The organism is Sphaerotilus mobilis, assembly GCF_004216565.1.
Taxonomy (GTDB): Bacteria; Pseudomonadota; Gammaproteobacteria; order Burkholderiales; family Burkholderiaceae_C; genus Sphaerotilus; species Sphaerotilus mobilis.
In genome coordinates this window covers 544,152-561,722 of record NZ_SGWV01000011.1, presented here as the reverse complement: position 1 = coordinate 561,722, position 17,571 = coordinate 544,152, and the positions used below count along the sequence as shown (strand labels likewise).

General features: G+C 70.6%; 16 protein-coding genes and 1 pseudogene. 6 read left to right on the top strand and 11 right to left on the bottom strand.

From position 1 onward, the window contains the following. Positions 1–479: Rieske 2Fe-2S domain-containing protein (locus EV685_RS17770; protein ID WP_165396842.1), on the bottom strand; the 479-nt coding region annotated here is incomplete at its 3' end. A 108-nt stretch (positions 480–587) separates the two neighbouring features. Here EV685_RS17770 and EV685_RS17765 point away from each other — a divergent pair. The 6 genes and pseudogenes from EV685_RS17765 to EV685_RS17730 all read left to right on the top strand — a co-directional run bounded on the left by EV685_RS17765 (position 588) and on the right by EV685_RS17730 (position 6,609). Then, positions 588–1,499 (top strand): LysR family transcriptional regulator, encoded by a 912-nt coding sequence (locus tag EV685_RS17765; RefSeq protein WP_130483357.1) that lies wholly within the window; start codon positions 588–590, stop codon positions 1,497–1,499. A gap of 225 nt (positions 1,500–1,724) precedes the next feature. Beyond that, positions 1,725–2,501 (top strand): exodeoxyribonuclease III, encoded by a 777-nt coding sequence (locus EV685_RS17760; RefSeq protein WP_130483356.1) that lies wholly within the window; start codon positions 1,725–1,727, stop codon positions 2,499–2,501. A 323-nt stretch (positions 2,502–2,824) separates the two neighbouring features. Next, positions 2,825–3,331 (top strand): annotated as a pseudogene (locus EV685_RS21100) (septal ring lytic transglycosylase RlpA family protein); the annotation flags it as partial. Positions 3,332–3,461: 130 nt separating this feature from the next. Continuing rightward, positions 3,462–4,724 (top strand): septal ring lytic transglycosylase RlpA family protein, encoded by a 1,263-nt coding sequence (locus EV685_RS20665; RefSeq protein WP_165396841.1) that lies wholly within the window; start codon positions 3,462–3,464, stop codon positions 4,722–4,724. A gap of 50 nt (positions 4,725–4,774) precedes the next feature. After that, positions 4,775–6,073 (top strand): M16 family metallopeptidase, encoded by a 1,299-nt coding sequence (locus EV685_RS17735; RefSeq protein ID WP_130483355.1) that lies wholly within the window; start codon positions 4,775–4,777, stop codon positions 6,071–6,073. Between the two features lie 107 nt (positions 6,074–6,180). Further along, on the top strand, positions 6,181–6,609 hold the full coding sequence (locus tag EV685_RS17730; RefSeq protein WP_130483354.1) for a rhodanese-like domain-containing protein: 429 nt from the start codon (positions 6,181–6,183) through the stop codon (positions 6,607–6,609). A gap of 12 nt (positions 6,610–6,621) precedes the next feature. On the opposite strand, the gene EV685_RS17725 is transcribed toward EV685_RS17730, so the two are convergent. The 10 genes from EV685_RS17725 to atzF all read right to left on the bottom strand — a co-directional run bounded on the left by EV685_RS17725 (position 6,622) and on the right by atzF (position 17,514). Next, on the bottom strand, positions 6,622–7,302 hold the full coding sequence (locus EV685_RS17725) for a cysteine hydrolase family protein (protein WP_130483353.1): 681 nt from the start codon (positions 7,300–7,302) through the stop codon (positions 6,622–6,624). Beyond that, a complete protein-coding gene (locus EV685_RS17720) occupies positions 7,299–8,945 on the bottom strand; it encodes an ABC transporter ATP-binding protein (RefSeq protein ID WP_130483352.1) in 1,647 nt (548 codons plus the stop codon). The genes EV685_RS17725 and EV685_RS17720 overlap by 4 nt, the downstream gene beginning before the upstream one ends. Further along, positions 8,942–9,685, bottom strand: a complete 744-nt coding sequence (biuH, locus tag EV685_RS17715; RefSeq protein WP_130483351.1) for a biuret amidohydrolase — start codon at positions 9,683–9,685, stop codon at positions 8,942–8,944. Before biuH ends, EV685_RS17720 begins: the two co-directional genes overlap by 4 nt. A gap of 55 nt (positions 9,686–9,740) precedes the next feature. Beyond that, a complete protein-coding gene (locus EV685_RS17710; RefSeq protein ID WP_130483350.1) occupies positions 9,741–10,661 on the bottom strand; it encodes an ABC transporter permease in 921 nt (306 codons plus the stop codon). A 44-nt stretch (positions 10,662–10,705) separates the two neighbouring features. Further along, a complete protein-coding gene (locus EV685_RS17705; protein ID WP_130483349.1) occupies positions 10,706–11,854 on the bottom strand; it encodes an ABC transporter permease in 1,149 nt (382 codons plus the stop codon). A 52-nt stretch (positions 11,855–11,906) separates the two neighbouring features. Beyond that, positions 11,907–13,010, bottom strand: coding sequence for a BMP family ABC transporter substrate-binding protein (locus EV685_RS17700; protein ID WP_130483348.1), 1,104 nt, complete (start codon positions 13,008–13,010; stop codon positions 11,907–11,909). Between the two features lie 232 nt (positions 13,011–13,242). Further along, a complete protein-coding gene (locus tag EV685_RS17695; RefSeq protein WP_130483347.1) occupies positions 13,243–13,938 on the bottom strand; it encodes a GntR family transcriptional regulator in 696 nt (231 codons plus the stop codon). Positions 13,939–14,030: 92 nt separating this feature from the next. Next, complete coding sequence (hpxZ, locus tag EV685_RS17690) at positions 14,031–14,408, bottom strand: oxalurate catabolism protein HpxZ (protein ID WP_130483346.1); 378 nt, start codon at positions 14,406–14,408, stop codon at positions 14,031–14,033. Further along, the gene (locus EV685_RS17685; protein WP_242615648.1) at positions 14,402–15,901 is read right to left on the bottom strand and encodes an AtzE family amidohydrolase; all 1,500 of its coding nucleotides are present in this window, start codon (positions 15,899–15,901) and stop codon (positions 14,402–14,404) included. Before EV685_RS17685 ends, hpxZ begins: the two co-directional genes overlap by 7 nt. Continuing rightward, entirely contained in the window at positions 15,898–17,514 is a 1,617-nt protein-coding gene (gene atzF, locus EV685_RS17680) for an allophanate hydrolase (RefSeq protein ID WP_165396840.1), read from the bottom strand. The genes EV685_RS17685 and atzF overlap by 4 nt, the downstream gene beginning before the upstream one ends. Positions 17,515–17,571: the final 57 nt, after the last annotated feature.

Genomic DNA, 17,571 nt, shown 5'->3' with positions numbered 1-17,571 from the left:
CCGCGCACGGCGACTTTCAGCTTGGTCAGGCCATGGTCGCTGGTCTTGAAGTCCGAGGGCATGCCGCCGTGGACCTGGCCGTCCTGCTTGACGCCTCGCCGGAACGGCACGCCCTGCAGGTCGCCATTGAGGCCGTAGCTCCACTGGTGATAGGGGCAGACGAAGTCCTTCGCCTTGCCGTGGCGCTCGCGGCAGAAGCGCATGCCGCGGTGGGCGCAGACGTTCTCGACCACGTGGATCGCGCCGTCCGCATCGCGCACCAGGATGACCGAGCGCTCACCGACCACCGTGCGCTTGTAGTCGCCCGGCTCGGGGATCTCGGCCTCCAGGCCCACGTAGCACCAGTGGCCCTTGTAGAAGAAGCGCTCCAGTTCGCGCTGGTAGATCTGCGCGTCGGTGTAGGCCAGGAAGGGGATGCGGTGGGTGCCGTCGTCTTCCCAGACCGGGGTGATGGGGAAGACGGTCGAGGAAGCGCGCATGGTGTCTCCGGGTCCGGGTCGGAAAGCCGCGATGTTCGTGAGATCGCAAGGATCAGCCAATAGCATCGTCCATATGTTGAACATCACGCGCAGTGATAGGGTGCCACCATGGAACTCAAGGACATCGACCTGAACCAGCTGGTCGTCTTCCAGCAGCTGATCGTCGAGCGCCGGGTCTCCCGGGTGGCCGAGACGCTGGGCCTGACGCAGCCCGCCGTGAGCAACACGCTGGCCAAGATGCGCCGCCAGTTTGGCGACGACCTGTTCCTGCGCACACCAGCCGGCATGGTGCCCACGCCGTTCGCCGAGCAGCTGGCCGATTCGGTCGGTCAGGCGCTGGGCCTGATCCACAACGGCCTGAACCCGCAGACCCGCTTCGATCCTGCGTCCTGCAAGCGAGCGGTCACGATCGGCATGACCGACATCGGCGAAATCGTCTTCCTGCCCGCGCTGATGGACCGCTTGCGCCAGGAAGCGCCCGGCGTCACGCTCAGCACGGTGCGCCATGCGGTGGTCAAGCTGCGCGACGAGATGGAGGCCGGCCAGGTCGATCTGGCCATCGGCCTGCTGCCGCAGCTCAAGGCCGGCTTCTTCCAGCGACGGCTGTTCCAGCAGCGCTACGTCTGCCTGTTCCGCAAGGGCCACGCGCTGGACAAGGCCCGCATCACGCTGCAGGACTACAGCCGCGCCGAGCACCTGGTGGTGATCTCGCCGGGCACCGGGCACGGCAAGGTCGACGAGCTGATCAAGCGCGCGGGCGTGGACCGCAAGGTCCGCCTGACGGTGCCGCACTTCGTCAGCGTCGGCCACATCCTGCAGGGCTCGGACCTGGTCGCCACCGTGCCAGAACAGCTGGCCAAGCACCTGGCCGAGCCCTTCGGCCTGCGCTACGTGACCCACCCGGTCAAGCTGCCGGAAATCGCCATCAACCTGTTCTGGCACGCCAAGTCACACCGCTCGGCCGCCAGCCAGTGGCTGCGAGGCGTGGTGGTGGACCTCTACGCCGACGACGCGACCTGAGGGGCGCGGCAGACGGGCCGGCGTTCACGTCCCGCCGCAGTTCCGGGCCCTGGCGCTGGCCATGCACGCGCAAGCCCCCGCCCCGCCCGCCTTGTACGATCACCACAACAGCGCCAAGCTCTTGGAAGCACCCCTTCGCACCCGCCAGACCGCTGGGGCATGCAGGGGGCTGCCAACCGCAACGGGCCCAGCGCTCCTGTCTTCTTACAACCGCTCGGGACTGTCTTGAAACTCGCCACCTGGAACGTCAACTCGCTCGCCGTCCGACTGCCGCAATTGCTCGACTGGCTGGCCAGCGCGCTGCCGGATGTGCTGGTGCTGCAGGAGACCAAGCTCACCGATGACAAGTTTCCGGCCGCCGAGATCGAGGCGGCGGGGTATCGGGTCGTGTGGTTCGGGCAGAAGACCTACAACGGCGTGGCGCTGCTGGCGCGGGGGGATGCGGCGCCGCTGGACGTCGTGCGCAACATCCCTGGCTTTGCCGATGAGCAGGCCCGCGTGATCGCGGCGACCGTCGGTGGCGTGCGGGTCGTCGGGGGCTACTTCCCGAACGGTCAGGCGCCGGGCAGCGAGAAGTTCGCCTACAAGATGGCCTGGCTGGATGCCCTGCGGGCCTGGCTGGCCGACGAGTTGGCGCGCCATCCGCAGCTGGTGCTGATGGGCGACTTCAACATCGCGCCCACCGATGCCGATGTCTACGACCCGATCGGCTGGACCGGCCAGATCCACTGCACGGCCGAGGAACGGGCCCACTTCCAGGGTCTGGTCGGACTGGGTCTGGTCGATGCCTTCCGGCTGTTCGAACAACCCGCCAAGAGCTGGAGCTGGTGGGACTACCGCAACCTGGCCTTCCGCAAGAACCAGGGCCTGCGCATCGACCACGTGCTGGTCAGCACCGCGCTGCGCGGGGGCGTGAGCGCCTGCCAGATCGACAAGCTGCCGCGCAAGAACGAGCGGCCCAGCGACCACGCGCCGGTCTGGGTCGAGCTGGCCCTGACGTGATGGGACGCTGATCCAGCGACTTCCGTCACGCCCGCCGCACGCTCGGCGGCGGACGGGCTCCAGCGGCGCGGCGAGGCGCCGATGTCCACCTCATGTGGACCTGCCCTCGCCCCTCCGAACGTGGCCTGCGCCTGGCAGCCCTGTTGATCGCGACGGCCGGTCTGGCCGCTTGTTCGGGGGTGCTGCCACCGCAGTTGACACGCCCCGCCGAGCCCGCGATGCCCGAGCGCCAGATGGCCACCGATGCCCAGGCTGTGCGGCCGGCGCTGCCGGCGCCGGTCGACGCCAATGGCGCTGCGCCGCGCGGTCCACGCGTCCCACGCATCCCGCGCATCCCGCACATCCCGCGCTCATCGGCATCGACCCCGCTCTGGGACGGCCCGGACGGCCCGCATCCGAACCCGCCGCCCTGGCTCGGTCAGGTGCCGGACGCCGTGCCGCGCATCGAGTTCATCCGCGACGGCGCGCCCAACAAGCCCTATGTCGCGCGCGGTGAGAGCCATGTGCCGCTCAAGGCGGACGCGCCGCTGCGTCAGGTCGGGCTGGCGTCCTGGTACGGCCGCAAGTTCCACGGCCGGCGCACGGCCGGTGGCGAGGTCTACGACATGCACGCGATGACGGCCGCGCATCCCACGCTGCCGATCCCAAGCTATGCGCGGGTCCACAACCCGGCCAACGGCCGCACGGTGGTCGTGCGCATCAACGACCGCGGGCCGTTCCGATACGGCCGGATCATCGACCTGTCGTACACCGCCGCGCACCGGCTCGGCTTCGCCAAGGGCAAGGGCACCGCGCGGGTGATCGTCGAACGCATCACGCCGGACGCGATCCGCACCGGCAGCTGGCGCGACCGGGGCAACGAGCCCTCCTGACACGCGCCGTCTGCCCTGCAGACGCGCGACCACCCGGAGTCAGGGTCAAGGCCCGGGGTGTGACGGGTTTTGGGCGAACATCCGCGCCATGCACGCCTCACACGTCCTGACGACCGATCCCGCGCCGGCTCCTGGCCGCCCGATCGCCGCCGTGCTACTGGCCACCGTGCTGCTGGCCACTCTGGTGCTGGCCGCCTGCAGCAGCGCACCGGTGCGCAGCCCGTCCGGCGCGAGGGGTGCACAAGCCGTGCCGCCGATCGCGCCCTGGGACGGCAGCCGCGACGGCGCCGAAGCCAACCCACCGCCCGACCTGCACCGCGTGCCCGATGCCGAGCCACGGGTCGAGCCGCTGCGCCGGGGCGGGCCCAACAAGCCCTATGAGATCGACGGCACCCGCTACACGCCGATGACCGGCGACGACGCGGCGGTCGAGCGCGGCCTGGCGTCCTGGTATGGCCGCAAGTTCCACGGCCGTCAGACCGCCAGCGGCGAGCTCTACAACATGTACGCGATGACGGCGGCGCACCCCACCTTCGCCATCCCCAGCTATGCCCGCGTGCGCAACCCGGCCAACGGCCGCGAGGTGGTCGTGCGCATCAACGACCGCGGTCCGTTCAAGGCCGGCCGGGTGATCGACCTGTCCTACACCGCCGCGCTGAAGCTGGGCCTGCTCGGTGGCGTTGCGCCGGTCGAGGTCGAACGGCTGACCCACGAGGCCATCCGCACCGGCAGCTGGCGCCGCGACGGGGCCGGCAACTCGGCCACCGCTGCAGCGCCGGCCCGCGTCGTGGACGCGAACTCGGGCCCGTCGAACCCATCGGGCTCATCGGGCTCATCGATCTCATCGGGCTCATCGACCCCATCGAGCACGCCGGCTGCGGCGCCCCTGCTGGTGGCGCCGCCCGCGCCCGCCACGATCGGCCTGGTGCTGGCCCCGGCGGCCTCGCAGAGCCGGGATCTGGCGCCCGAGCCGGCGCCGGCCCTGATCCCTGCACCGGTGGCGACGGCTGCGCCGGCCGTGGCACCTGCCGCCTGGGAGACGCAGCCCAGCCCGGCCGCCCGCCAGGCCACGCCGGCCGAGGTGATGCCGCAGGAGCGCGCTGGCACCCAGGCCGCGCGCGGCTGGTGGCTGCAGCTCGGCGCCTTCAAGGCGGCCGAGGGTGCGGCCCAGTTCCAGCGCAAGCTCAGCGGCGAGGCCGACTGGCTGGCGCCGCTGATGACGCTGTTCCGCGAGCAATCGCTCAACAAGTTGCAGGCCGGTCCCTTCCCCAGCAAGGCCGAGGCCCAGGCCGCCGCCGAGCGCCTGCGCGGCCAGCTGCAGCTGGTGCCGATGCTGGTCGAGCGGCGTTGATGCCGTCCTGCCAGAACCGACCTGACCTGACCCGATCCCCTGCCCCTGCGATGCCCTCCACCTCCTCGAACGCCGCCCACACCGTCCAGATCGACGACACCACCGTGCACCGCCTGCCCAACGGCGTGCGCGCGGTGACCATCCACCAGCCCGCCGCCGCCGGTGCCAGCGTCAGCGTCTTCGTGCGCAGTGGCAGCCAGCATGAGCGGGCCACGCTCAACGGCATCAGCCATGTGATCGAACACATGGCCTTCAAGGGCACGGTCGCGCGCAACTGCCAGCAGATCAACCTGGACGCCGAGCGCCTGGGTGCCGAGGTCAACGCCCACACCGACCGCGACCACACCGCCTACCAGATGCGCGGGCTTGCGGCCGACACGCACGCCTTCATCGACATGCTGGCCGACCTGGTGCTCAAGCCGACCTTCCCGGCCGCCGAGCTGGAGCGCGAGCGTCAGGTCATCCTGCATGAGCTGACCGATCTGGAGGACGACGCCTACGCCGTCGCCTACCGCCTGTTCGATGGCGCCTGCTACGGCCTGCACCCCTTTGCCCGGCCGGTGATCGGCACGCGCCGCAACATCGAACGCTTCGACCGCGACACGCTGATCGCGCATGTGCAGGCGCGCTACACCGGCTGCAACCTGATCGTCGCGGTGGCCGGGCCGATGCCGCCCGAGGAGGTCCGCGCCGCCGTCGCAGCGGCCTTCGGCCACCTGCCCGAAGGCACGCCCAACACGGTCGAGCCGCCGACCTGGCGCGGCGGCATCCGCATCAAGCGCCACAGCGGCAGCAGCCAGAGCCAGCTGGTGATGGGCTGGCCGGCACCGGCACTGGCCACGCAGGACGCCACCGCCCAGGTCGCGGCGGCGGTGTTCGGCGAGGGCATGAGCTCGCCGCTGCTCGACGAGCTGCGCGAGCGCCGCGGGCTGGCCTACCACGTCAGCGCCAATGCCGACCCGCTGGAGCTGGGCAGCCAGTTCGTGATCGAGGCCGCCACGGGTTCGGACCAGCTGGCCGAGTTCCTGGCCGAGACGATGCGGCTGCTGCGCCTGCAGGCCACCCGCATCGAGCCGGTCGACCTGGAGCGCGCCCGCAAGCAGCTGGTGGTGCGCCAGTTGCACGCGCTGGAGCGGCCGCTGCGTCGGCTGGAGGACGCCGCCATCGACCTGTTCGTGCTGGGCCGCGTGCGCAGCGCGGCCGACACACGTGCGGCCATCGAGGCGGTCGATGCCGAGGCGGTGCGGGCCTGCTTCGCAGGGTTGCTGGCGCAGCCGGTCGCACTGGCCGTCACCGGCAAGGTGCCGACCGGTCTGCGCGAGCGCTGCGAGGCGCTGTTCAGCGCCTGATGCGCCTGATGCGCCTGAAGAGCCTGAAGAGCCGGACGGTGGACGGTGGACGGTGGACGAACTTGCATCCATCAGCATAGACTGATGAATCACCTCCGAAGCCACCCATGACCACGCCGAACCCGCAGCCCCGCCGTCGCACCTTGTTGATCCTGACCGCCACGCTGGGTTGGGGATTTGCCGCCTGCAGCCAGGCGGCCGACGACGCGAACCACGTCAGCCTGGAGACCGCGCGGGCCGAGTTCGAGGCGGGTCGCGCGGTGCTGATCGACATCCGCGAGCCGCAGGAACACGCCACCGGCGTGGCAGCCGGTGCGCAGCTGTTGCCGATGCGCCAACTCGGCCGTCGGCTGGCGGAGATCCCCAACGATCCGTCGAGACCGGTCCTGCTGATCTGCAACACCCAGAACCGCTCCAGCAGCGTGCTCAAGGCGCTGCGCGAGCGCGGTGGCTACGGCAACGTGCGCTACGTCGACGGCGGCATGAGCGGCTGGGCCCAGCGTGGCTGGCCGATGGTCAAGCCGACCCAGCCCTGAGACGCTTGCGCTTCAGCCCGGCAAGGCCCGCAACAGCGTGGCGCTGTCGGTGCTCCAGCCAACGATGGCGCCCTGGGCTGTGATCATCTCGATGGCGGCGCGCTTGTAGGCCGGGAAGTAGCTCTCGGTCGCGTCCTCGACGATGACGCTGTCGTAGCCCCGGTCGTTGGCCTCGCGCATCGAGGTCTGCACGCAGACCTCGGTCGTGACCCCCGTGAAGACGAGGTGCGTGATGCCGGCCGCCTGCAGCCGCTCATGCAGGCCGGTGGCCCAGAACATGCCCTTGCCCGGCTTGTCGATGACCCACTCGCCGGGCTGCGGGTACAGCGCCGGGATGATGTCCGCGCCGGGCTCACCGGCGATCAGCAGACGACCCATCGGTCCGGATTCGCCGATCCGCAGGCTGGGGTCGCCGCGGCCGAGCTTGGCGTCTGGGCAGTCGCTCAGGTCCGGGCGATGGCATTCGCGGGTGTGCACGATCGGCCAACCGCGCGAACGCCAGGCCGCCAGCAGGTCGGCGATGGGTTCGATGGCGGCGTGCAGCAGGCTCACGTCATTGCCCAGCGAGGCGCCAAAGCCGCCGGGCTCGACAAAGTCGCGCTGCATGTCGATGACGACCAGCGCGGTGCCACCGGCGCCGGCCAAGGTCATCGCAAAAGGACGTGCGGCCAGCTGGAAGGTGGTGCTGCTCATGTCGCCTCCGGATGTTCCGTGCCATGCCCGGCCGCATGTCCACCCATGTGCGCCCCGAGCGTGTGCCGGTCCGCATCCGCCGCCGCGCAGCCAAACACGATGCGGCCTTCGCTCATCACCACGATGCGGTCGGACAGGGCGAGCAGCTCATCAAGGTCCTCGCTGACCAGCAGCACGGCGGTGCCGCCGTCGCGGGCGGCGCGCAAGCGGGTGTGGATCTCGGCCACGGCCGCGAAGTCCAGCCCGAACACCGGGTTGGCCACCAGCAGCAGGTCGGCCAGCTCGCCCAGTTCACGCGCCAGCACGGCGCGCTGCACATTGCCGCCCGAGAGCGTGCGGATCGGCGCGTCCTCGCCCCGGGTCTTGACGCCGTACTCGGCGATCCAGGCGCGGGCCCGGGCCCTCAATCGGCCCCAGCGGACCCAGCCGCCACGGGCGTATTCGGGCGCGTCGAAGCTGCGCAGCGCCATGTTCTGCGCCACGCTGAGGTGACCGACGCAGGCATTGCGCAAGGGTTCCTCGGGCAGGCTGCGGACCTTCAACCGGCGGTTCTGCGCCCGCCGTGCGGCATAGGCCTCGCCCGAGACGGTGACGGTGCCGGCCGCACGCGGTCGCTGGCCGACCAGCGCCTCCATCAGCTCGCGCTGGCCATTGCCGGAAACCCCGGCCACGCCGACGATCTCGCCGGCATGGGCCTCCAGGTCGAAGTCCTGGACGGAGGGCTCGCCCCGGTCGCCCATGACCTTCAGGCCGCGGATCTGCAGGCGTGCCGGACCGCTCGGGACGGGAGACCCGGCAGCGGACGTCTGCGGGCTCATGTCGTGAGCCAGCTCCTCACGGATCTCGGCGGCGACCTCGGCCGCCAGCTCGTCGCTCGCCCCGCCACCCACCATGGCCTCGGCCAGCTTCTGCGGCGTCGTGTCGGCGACCGCACCGGTGTGGATCAGCCGGCCTCGCCGCAACACGCTGACGTCATCGGCATAGGCAATGACCTCGCGGAACTTGTGCGTGATCATGACGATGCTGCAGTCGCCCGCATGGGCCCGCTCGCGCAGCGCCCCCAGCACCTCATCGGCCTCCTGCGGCGTCAGCACCGAGGTCGGCTCGTCGAGGATCAGCAGGCGCGGCCGGAGGTAGAGCTGCTTGAGGATCTCCAGCTTCTGCTTCTCGCCGGCCGACAGGTCGGCCGGCGTGGCGTCCAGGTCCAGCCGGAAGGGCGTCGTCTCCAGAAAGGCCGACAGCTCGCGCTTGACGGCCTTCCAGTCGATCCAGGCTGGCAAGGTGCCACGGGCCAGCAGCAGGTTCTCGGCCACCGTCATGCCCGGCACGACGGTGAAGTGCTGGTAGACCATGCCGATGCCGAGCGCACGGGCCACCGTCGGCGAGGTGATGGCCTGCTCACGACCATCGATCAGCACGCTGCCAGCGCTCGGCAATTGATAGCCGACGACACACTTGACCAACGTGCTCTTGCCCGCGCCGTTCTCGCCCAGCAGGGCGTGCACGGTGCCGGGGCGCACGGTCAGCGTCACATCGTCCAGCGCGGTGAAGGCGCCGAAGCGGCGGGTCAACCGGTAGGTGTCGAGCGCAAGGGCACCGGTGGGCGCACGGGCCGGGTCGGGCGGGTCGAGCGGGGCGGTCATGTCGAGGCTCCCGCCATGACAGGCTCGGTCGATGAGCCTATCGGCAAGGACGGCCAATCGGCCATCACCTTCAGCAGGTCGTCCGATGCGGCCGTGGCGCCAAACACGCCGCCCTGCATGTGGATCATGCGGATCGCAGCCGCGTGATTGCCGGCATCGGTCGCGCCGGTGCAGTCGGTCAGCATGACGCATTCAAAGCCACGGTCGTTGGCCTCGCGCATCGTGGTGTGCACGCACACATCGGTCGTGATGCCGGTCAGCACCAGGTTGCGGATGCCGCGCAGGTTCAGGATCAGCTCCAGGTCGGTGGCGCAGAAGCTGCCCTTGCCGGGCTTGTCGATGATGACCTCGCCGGGCCAGGGCGCCAGCTCGGCAATGATGTCCCAGCCCGGCTCACCGCGCACCAGGATGCGGCCACACGGCCCCGCATCCCCGATGCCCGCGCCGATGCGCTGCGAGCGCCAGCGCTTGTTGGCCGGCAGGTCGGCCAGGTCGGGCCGATGGCCCTCGCGGGTGTGGATGACATGCAGGCCGGTGCGACGCGCCTCGGCCAGCAGCCGGGCGATCGGTGCGATCGGCGCGCGGGTCATGGCCAGGTCGTAGCCCATGGTGTCGACATAGCCGCCGACGCCGCAGAAGTCGGTCTGCATGTCGATGACCACCAGCGCCGTGTTGGCCGGGCTCAGCGCGCCGTCGAAGGGCCACGGGTAGGGCTGGGACGCAAGGTAGGACAGGCTCATCGGATGAGACTCCGGTTGGCGGGTCAACAGGACAGCGGGTCAGCGTCCCGGGGGATCAGCGGGTCGCGCCCAGTTCGGCCGGTGCGCCCCGGATGGCCCGGTGCGGCGAGCAGGTGGCCAGCAAGATGAGCAGCGTCAGCGCATAGGGCACCGCATTGAACAGGTGGTAATAGCCCGACACGCCAACCGACTGCAGCGCCGGCCCGAGGGCCCCGGCGCCACCAAACAGCAGCGCGGCACCCAGGCAGGCCAGCGGCCGCCAGCGGGCGAAGATGACCAGCGCCACCGCGATCAGGCCCTGGCCGCTGGACAGGCCCTCGTTCCAGCTGCCGGGGTAGTACAAGGACAGCGACGCGCCACCCAGCCCGGCGATGAAGCCGCCGGCCGTGGTCGCCGCGATGCGCACGCCGGACACCGACGCGCCCAGCGCCCGCGCCGCGTCGCTGGAGTCTCCCACCATGCGCACCAGCAAGCCCCAGCGGGTGCGCGCCAAGCCGATGTGCAGCAGCACCGCCAGCAGCACACCGAGCGGGAACAGCGCGTTGATGGTCAGGGCCGACTGCACCGCCGGCGAGTCGCTCCAGCCGCCCAGCGCAAAGGCCGGGATCTGCGGTGCCTGCGGCTGGATCAGCGGCTTGCCCAGGTAGAAGGCCAGGCCCGAGCCGAACAGCATCAACGCGATACCGGTGGCGATGTCGCTGACGCGGTCGAGCGAACACAGCAGGCCGTGCAACAGCGCCAACAGCGCACCGACGCAGCCGGCCAGCACGATGCCGATCCAGGCCGAGCCGCTCAGGTAGCTGCCGCCAAAGCCGGCCATGGCCGACAGCACCAGCACGCCTTCGAGGCCCAGGTTGATGCGGCCGGACTTCTCGGTCAGGCACTCGCCCAGACTGACGAAGAGGAAGGGCGTGCCGACACGGATCGCACCGCCCAGCACCGCCAGCGTGACGTCGATCCAGGCTTGTGCGTCCATGGGGGCTCCGATCGGAAGGGGTCTGGTGGCCTGAACCGGGATGTTCAGGTCGGGATGGCCGGCATCGCCACCGCCACAGGCTCATTCGATGAGCCTGTGGCCGGGGGCTGCGTGGCCTTGGCCTTGGCGGCGCGGGCCGCCAGCAGCCGGCCCCGACCCGCTTCCGCCGCCAGGATCAGCACAAAGGCAAAGCCCTGCAGCACCAGCACCGACGCATCGGGCAGGCCCAGCCGGCGCTGCAGCAAGCTGCCAGCCGCACCAAAGCCGCCAAACAAGATGGCGACCGGCGGGATGGCCCAGGGGTTGTGGCGCGCCACGAAGGCCACCAGGATGCCGGTGTAGCCCAGCCCGGCGATCAGCGAGGCATTGGCCGAGGTGTGCACCGCCATGACCTCGATGGCACCGGCCAGGCCGGCCGCCGCGCCGCCCAGGCCGCAGGCCAGCAGGATCAGCGCCAGCGCCGGCAGGCCGACGCCACGGGCGGTGCGCAAGTTGCCGCCGACGACGCGCATCGCAAAGCCCGATGCGGTGAAGCTCAGCCAGATGCCCGCCGCCACGCACAGGCCCACGCCCCAGGCCAGGCCCCAGTGCACATCGGTGGGCACGCCGTCCCAGGGCATGCCGCCGATGCGCAGCGTCTCGGCCACCGGCCGGGTCGACGGCTTGTTCAGGCTGGCCGGATCACGCAGCGGGCCTTCGACCAGGTGCTTGAACACGGCAATGGCCAGATAGGCCAGCAGCAGGCTGGAGATGGTCTCGTTGACGCCCCGACCCTGCCGCAGCCAACCCGCCAGCGCGACCCAGGCCGCGCCGGCCATCGCACCGACCAGCAGCATCACGGCGGTGCCGCCGGTGCCGGCCAGCGCGGGAAAGGCATAGGGCAAGGCTGCAGCGGCCAGGGCACCGAGCACGAGCGCGCCCTCGCCGCCGATCACCGTCAGGCCGGCCTGCGCCGGCAGGGCCACGGCCAATGCGGTCAGCATCAGCGGGGCGGCCCGCTGCAGCGTGTTCTGCCACGAGAAGCTGTCGCCGAAAGCCCCCAGGAACAGCAGCTTCCAGGCCTCCAGCGCGCTCTGGCCAGACAGCCAGACAAACACGCCGAAGGCCAGCAGGGCACCCAGCAGCGCCAGCACCGGCAGCAACACGGCCTCGGCCGGATCGCGCCAGCGACCGGATGATTCGACGGCAGGCATCGCAGCCCTCCTCGGCGTGGGTCAGGGACGTCGGTCGATCTCGGCGGTCGGCTCAGGCCTTGCCGATCACGCCTTCGACCAGGTAGTTCATGCCTTCGAGTTCCAGGTCGGTCTGCTTGTAGACCTTGCCCTTGGGGATGACGACCTTGCCGGTGTTGTCCTTGAGTTCGCCACCGAAGATGTCGAAGGCGCCGGACATCATCTTGGCCTTGACCGCATCGGCGTTCTTGCGTGCCGCCTCGCTGACCATCGACCCATAAGGCGAGGTCTTGACGAAGCCGTCCTTGAGGCCGCCACGCACGAAGTTCGGATGCGCCGCGCCGCTGCGGGCGGCTTCGATGATCTGCTTGTAGGCGGTGATCCAGTTCCACTCGGCGCCGGTCAGGTAGGCGTTCGGCGCGAGCTTGGCCTGGCTGGCGTGGTAGCCGCAGACCATGCGGCCCCGCTTGGCGGCGGTCTCAACGATGACCTTGGGACCGTCGACGTGCATGGTGAAGACGTCGATGCCCTGATCGGCCAGGCTGTTGGTGGCCTCGGCCTCCTTGACCGCCATCGACCAGTCGCCGGTGAAGATCACCGAGGTCGTGATCTTCGGGTCGACCGAGCGTGCGCCCATCGTGAAGGCGTTGATGTTGCGCAGCACCTGCGGGATGGGCTTGGCGGCCACGAAGCCGAGCTTCTTGCTCTTGCTCATGTGGCCGGCGATGACGCCGTTGAGGTACTGCGCCTCGTCGATGTAGCCGAAGAAGCTGCCGGTGTTGGCCGGGTGCTTGCCTGCGGTCCACATGCCGCCGCAATGGGCAAAGCGCACGCCGGTGTTCTTGGCCGCCATCGCCAGCATGTGCGGGTCGAAGTAGCCGAAGGAGGTCGGAAAGAGCAGCGCCGCACCGTCCTGCGAAATCATGCCCTGCATGGTCTTCTGGACCACGTTGGTCTCGGGCACGTTCTCTTCTTCGACCACCTTGATGCCCGCGAGCTTGCGGATCTCGGCGGCGGCCTCGGCATGGGCCTGGTTGTAGCCAAAGTCGTCCTTCGGGCCGACATAGATGTAGCCCACCGTCAGGGCCTTCTGGGCCAGCGCCCAGGGCGCCATGGCGGCAAGCGAGGCGGCGGACATCTGGGCAAGGGCGCGGCGGCGGGAGAGGTCGTGGTTCATGGCGGCTCCGTGTGGAAGGACATGGGCGCGGGTGCGTCCCGAGGCTCGACAGGTGCGTCGGCGTCGCCGCTGGCAAGCGGCGGCCGCCACGCGGCGACTGGCTGGACCGCACGCACGTTCCGGGCCGAGGCGGGCCTGGGTGGGCCGAGTCGGCTTGCGCCGCATCGGTGCACGTGTCGGTATACCAGTTGGTATTCAGCAAGAGCCGTGCCGACGCCGCCCGGCGCAAAACTCAGCGCCGGTTGCGCTGGCGGGCCTCGTGCAACGAGGCCAGCGAGATGCTGCGCACCTCCGCCTTGCTCTGTTCGATGTGGCTGCGCAGCAGCAACTGCGCCTGGTCGGCCTTGCGCTGCACGATGGCGCGCAGGATCTTGGCGTGTTCAGTCCAGGTCGCCTCGATGCGATCGGCGCGGGTGAAGTCCAGCCGCCGGATGATGCGGATGCGCTCGGTGACATCCCAGTGCACCCGCGCGATCTCGTCGTTGCCGGCCGCGCGCACCAGCGTGGCGTGGAAGGACTCGTCGAGTGCACCGACTTCGCGCCCGTCGAGGATGCGTTCGGCCGCCGGCACCAGCCAGACGGCCTTGAGCGCATCGAGCTCCGGCGCCGGTTCGCTGCGGCCGCACAGCCGCGCGACGCAGGCGCATTCGAGCAGCACACGCAGGTCGTAGAGCTGTTCGAGGCGGTCGAAGTCAATGGGGCGCACGAACCAGCCGCTCTTGGCCTCGACGTCCAGCAGGCCCTCGTTGCGAAGCCGGAACAGGGCCTCGCGCACCGGCGTGCGGCTGACCCCAAGACGGGCCGCGATCTCGGCCTCCGAGAAGCGGTCACCGGGCACCAGCTGGAAATCGTGCATCTGCGACTTCAGCGCCTGATAGACCTGGGTCGCAAGGTTGCCGGTCGGAACAAGAACGGGTGCGCTGGACATGCGGTCGATGCTAGCAAGCACCCTGGTTGGACAACGGTTGGCGATGGGCCCGGCCCTGCATGCGGCAACACATGCGGCAAGACATGCGGCATTCAGTCGGCCATCAGGCTCACATGCGCGGCCACCACCCGCCAGCCTTCGGGCAGGCGCACCCAGGTCTGGCTCTGCCGGCCGGTGCGGATGCTGCCCTTGCGGTGGAACTCGGTCATCGCGGTGCCACAGTCGTGTCCATAGGTCGTGATGACGGTGTTGGCCAGCGTGCGCGCCAGACCGACGGCCGGACGGGCGGCCCGAAAGGCCCGGATCGCCTCGATGCCGACGAGGTTCTCGGCGACGCCATAACGCACGGTGTGGGCGCTGGGCCAGAACAGCTCGTCGAGCACGTCGATGTCGTTGCGCACCAGCGCCTGCTCGTAGCGCTCGAACACGGCGAGCAGTTCGGCATGCACCTCGGGAATGTTGATCAACATGGCACGGCTCCTCGGGTCGATGTGCGTGGGGGCCAGGCGGCGACGGGCGCGTGCACCGTGCCCGCCAATTCGAGCAGGCGGGCCGCACGCAGCACACGGTCCTCGCGCCACGGCGCCGCGATCAGTTGCACGCCGATCGGCAGGTGCGCATGCACGCCCCAGACCGGCACCGCGCAGACCGGCAGGCCGATGCAGGAGACCGGCTGGGTCAGCACGCCGATGCTGGGTCGGGCGGGCAGGCGCTGGCCCTGCAGCGTGATCCATTCGCTGCCGATGGCCGGTGCCACGCAGGGCGTGGCCGGGGCGATGAAGAGATCGATGTCGGCCAAGGACGCCGCCACCTGGCGTGCGAACCAGCGCCGCACCCGCTGGGCCTGCACGACCCAGGTCGCGGGCAGCAGCGCACCGGCCAGGAAGCGGTCGCGTGACAAGGGCTCGAAGTCCTCGGGCCGGCGCCGCAGATCGTCGAGGTGCAGGTTGGCGCCTTCGACATTGGTGATCAGGAAGGCGGCGGCGCGGGCACGCTCGACCTCGGGCCAGTGGACCGGGCGCACCGAGGCCACGCCCGGTGCCATGCGCAAGGCCTCGGCGACGCGGGCGACGGCCGCACGCGCGTCCTCATCGGCCATGTCGTGGAACCAGCCGCCTAGCACGCCCACGCGCAGGCCGGCTTCGGGCGTCTCCAGCAAAGCGGCGACGGGCTCGACGGTTCGCTCGACACAGCCGGCGTCGTGGGCATCGTGGCCCTGCATGGCGTCGTAGGCGAGTGCCAGGTCGCGGGTGCTGCGGCCGAAGGGGCCGAGGTGGTCCAGGCTGGCGACGAAGGGGTAGCTGCCGGTGCGCGGCAGACGGCCGAAGGTCGGCTTGAGGCCGAAGACACCGCACAGCGACGAGGGCACGCGGATCGAGCCGTTGGTGTCCGAGCCCAGCGTCAACGGCACCTCGCCGGCCGCGATGGCCGCCGCCGATCCACCCGATGAGCCACCCGCCACAAGGCGGTGATCGTGCGGATTGCGGCAGGCACCCGCGTGGCTGTTCTCGGTCGTGAAGCCGTAGGCGTATTCATCCATGTTGAGCGCGGCCAGCAGCACCGCACCGGCGGCCTGCAGGCGCCGCAGCAGCAGACCGTCCTGCGCGGCGGGCGCGGCATCGCGCTCGATCTTCGAGCCCGCCAGCGTGGGGATGCCCGCCACGTCGAACAGGTTCTTGACGGCATAGGGCACGCCCAGCAGCGGCAACGCGGCGGTGGCCGCATCGCCTGCGGCGAGCCGGGCGTCGATCGCATCGGCCTCGCGGCGCGCACGCTCGTCCAGCACGGCGGTGCAGGCGTTGACGCCGCCGAGCGCGAGCGGATCGCGCTCGGCGATGCGGGCCAGCGCGGCATCGGTCAGGGTCCGGGCGCTGACATGGCCGCAGCGGACCGCGTCGGCCATGGCGTGGGCCGGGCCGTCGAGCAAGGCCTCGACGTCGATCGCGGGGATGTCCTTGTTCATCGGTCTTCTCCGCTGACCATCGAGACAGGGCCGATCGGCACGAAGGTCTCGGCCGGCTCGTCGCCGATGGCCAGTGGCAAGCCCATCACGAGGTCGGCCATGCCGGCGGCCAGGTCGAAATAACGTCGCACACCCGGCCGGTGGGCCTCGGCCAGCGGCAGGCCGATGCGCGCGGCGATGGCGTCGGCCGGATGCGGCGGCGAGGCGCTCGCGGGCCAGTCTTGCGGATCGGGCTCGGCCTCGCCGCACCAGGCCAGGCCGACACGCGCCAAGGCCGCATCCAGGCCGCCCGGGGCCACGAAGGTGACGCCAAACGGCAGCCCTGCACCGGTCGTGCCGGCCGGCAGCGCCAGCGCGCACCAGCCCAGCAGATTGACGAAGTTGGTGTAGGTGCCCAGCCGGGTGTTGACGCCGATGGGGTCGGCATCGACCTCGGCAAAGGTGGGGTGGGTCGGAGCGGTCGGCAGCATCAGCAGGTCGACGCCCTGCCACAGCTCGGCGGCGACGGCCTTGAGCGCCTGCAGGCGGTAGAGGCCCTCGAAGGCATCGGTGGCGCTCAAGGTCAAGGCCCGCTCGATGACACGTCGCACGGTCGCATCGAAGGCCAGCGGCTGACGCGCCAGCAGCTCGCGCACGACGGCATGGCGCTCGGCGACCCAGGGGCCGTCATAGAGCAAGGCCGCGACCGCCGCCAGCGGCGCCATGTCGACCTCGACGCGGCGGTGTCCCAGCGCCGACAGGCGAGCCTGTGCGCCGGCCCAGGCGCCGGTGTAGCCGATGGCGTCATCCAGGTCGGGCCGCTGCGGCACGCCGATGCGCAAGGACGTGGGAAGGCGGGCAGCACCGGGCTGGAAGTCGCTGTAGGCATCGCGCGGGTCCGGGCCTTCGATCAAGGCGAGCACCTGCGCCGCATCGGCCACCGTGTGGGCCAGCACCGCGACGCAGTCCAGCGTGCGGCAGGCCGGCAGCACGCCGCCATTGCCGACGCGCCCGGGTGTCGGCTTCAGGCCCACCAGGCCATTGAAGCCGGCCGGCACGCGGCCCGATCCCGCCGTGTCGGTGGCAAGCGCGAAGGGCACCTGACCTTGCGCCACGGCAACGGCCGAGCCGGAACTGGAGCCGCCGCTGATGCGCATCGGGTCGACCACGCTGGCGGGTCGACCATAGGGCGAGCGGGTGCCCACCAGGCCGGTCGCGAACTGGTCCAGATTGGTCTTGCCCACCCAAAGCGCACCGGCATCGAGCAGGCGCTGCACCGCGCTGGCGTGTTCGGTCGGCAGGCGCCGGAAGGCCGGACAGGCGGCGGTGGTCGGCACGCCGGCCACGTCGATGTTGTCCTTGATGCCAAAGGGCACGCCCAGCAGCGGCCAGCGGCGGCGGCGCTCGGACAAGTCGGCACCGGCGTCCAGCCGCTCGGCCAGCAGGTCGAGCTGGGCGACCCAGGCGGCGCGCGGGCACAGGCTGATCCAGATGCCAGCCGCGGCGCTGGCGTGCACGAGGTCCAGCGTGGCAGCCAGGGCGGCGTGCAGGTGGTCGGGACGATCTTGAAGCGACCGCCAGCCCGACAGCGTCAGCGGTGGCAGGTGGTTCGGTGGCGGGACGTTCTCGCGCATGGCCGGGCTCCCTGCTGCATGCAGCATCGGCGTTCCAGCGGCGGCGCACAGATCCGG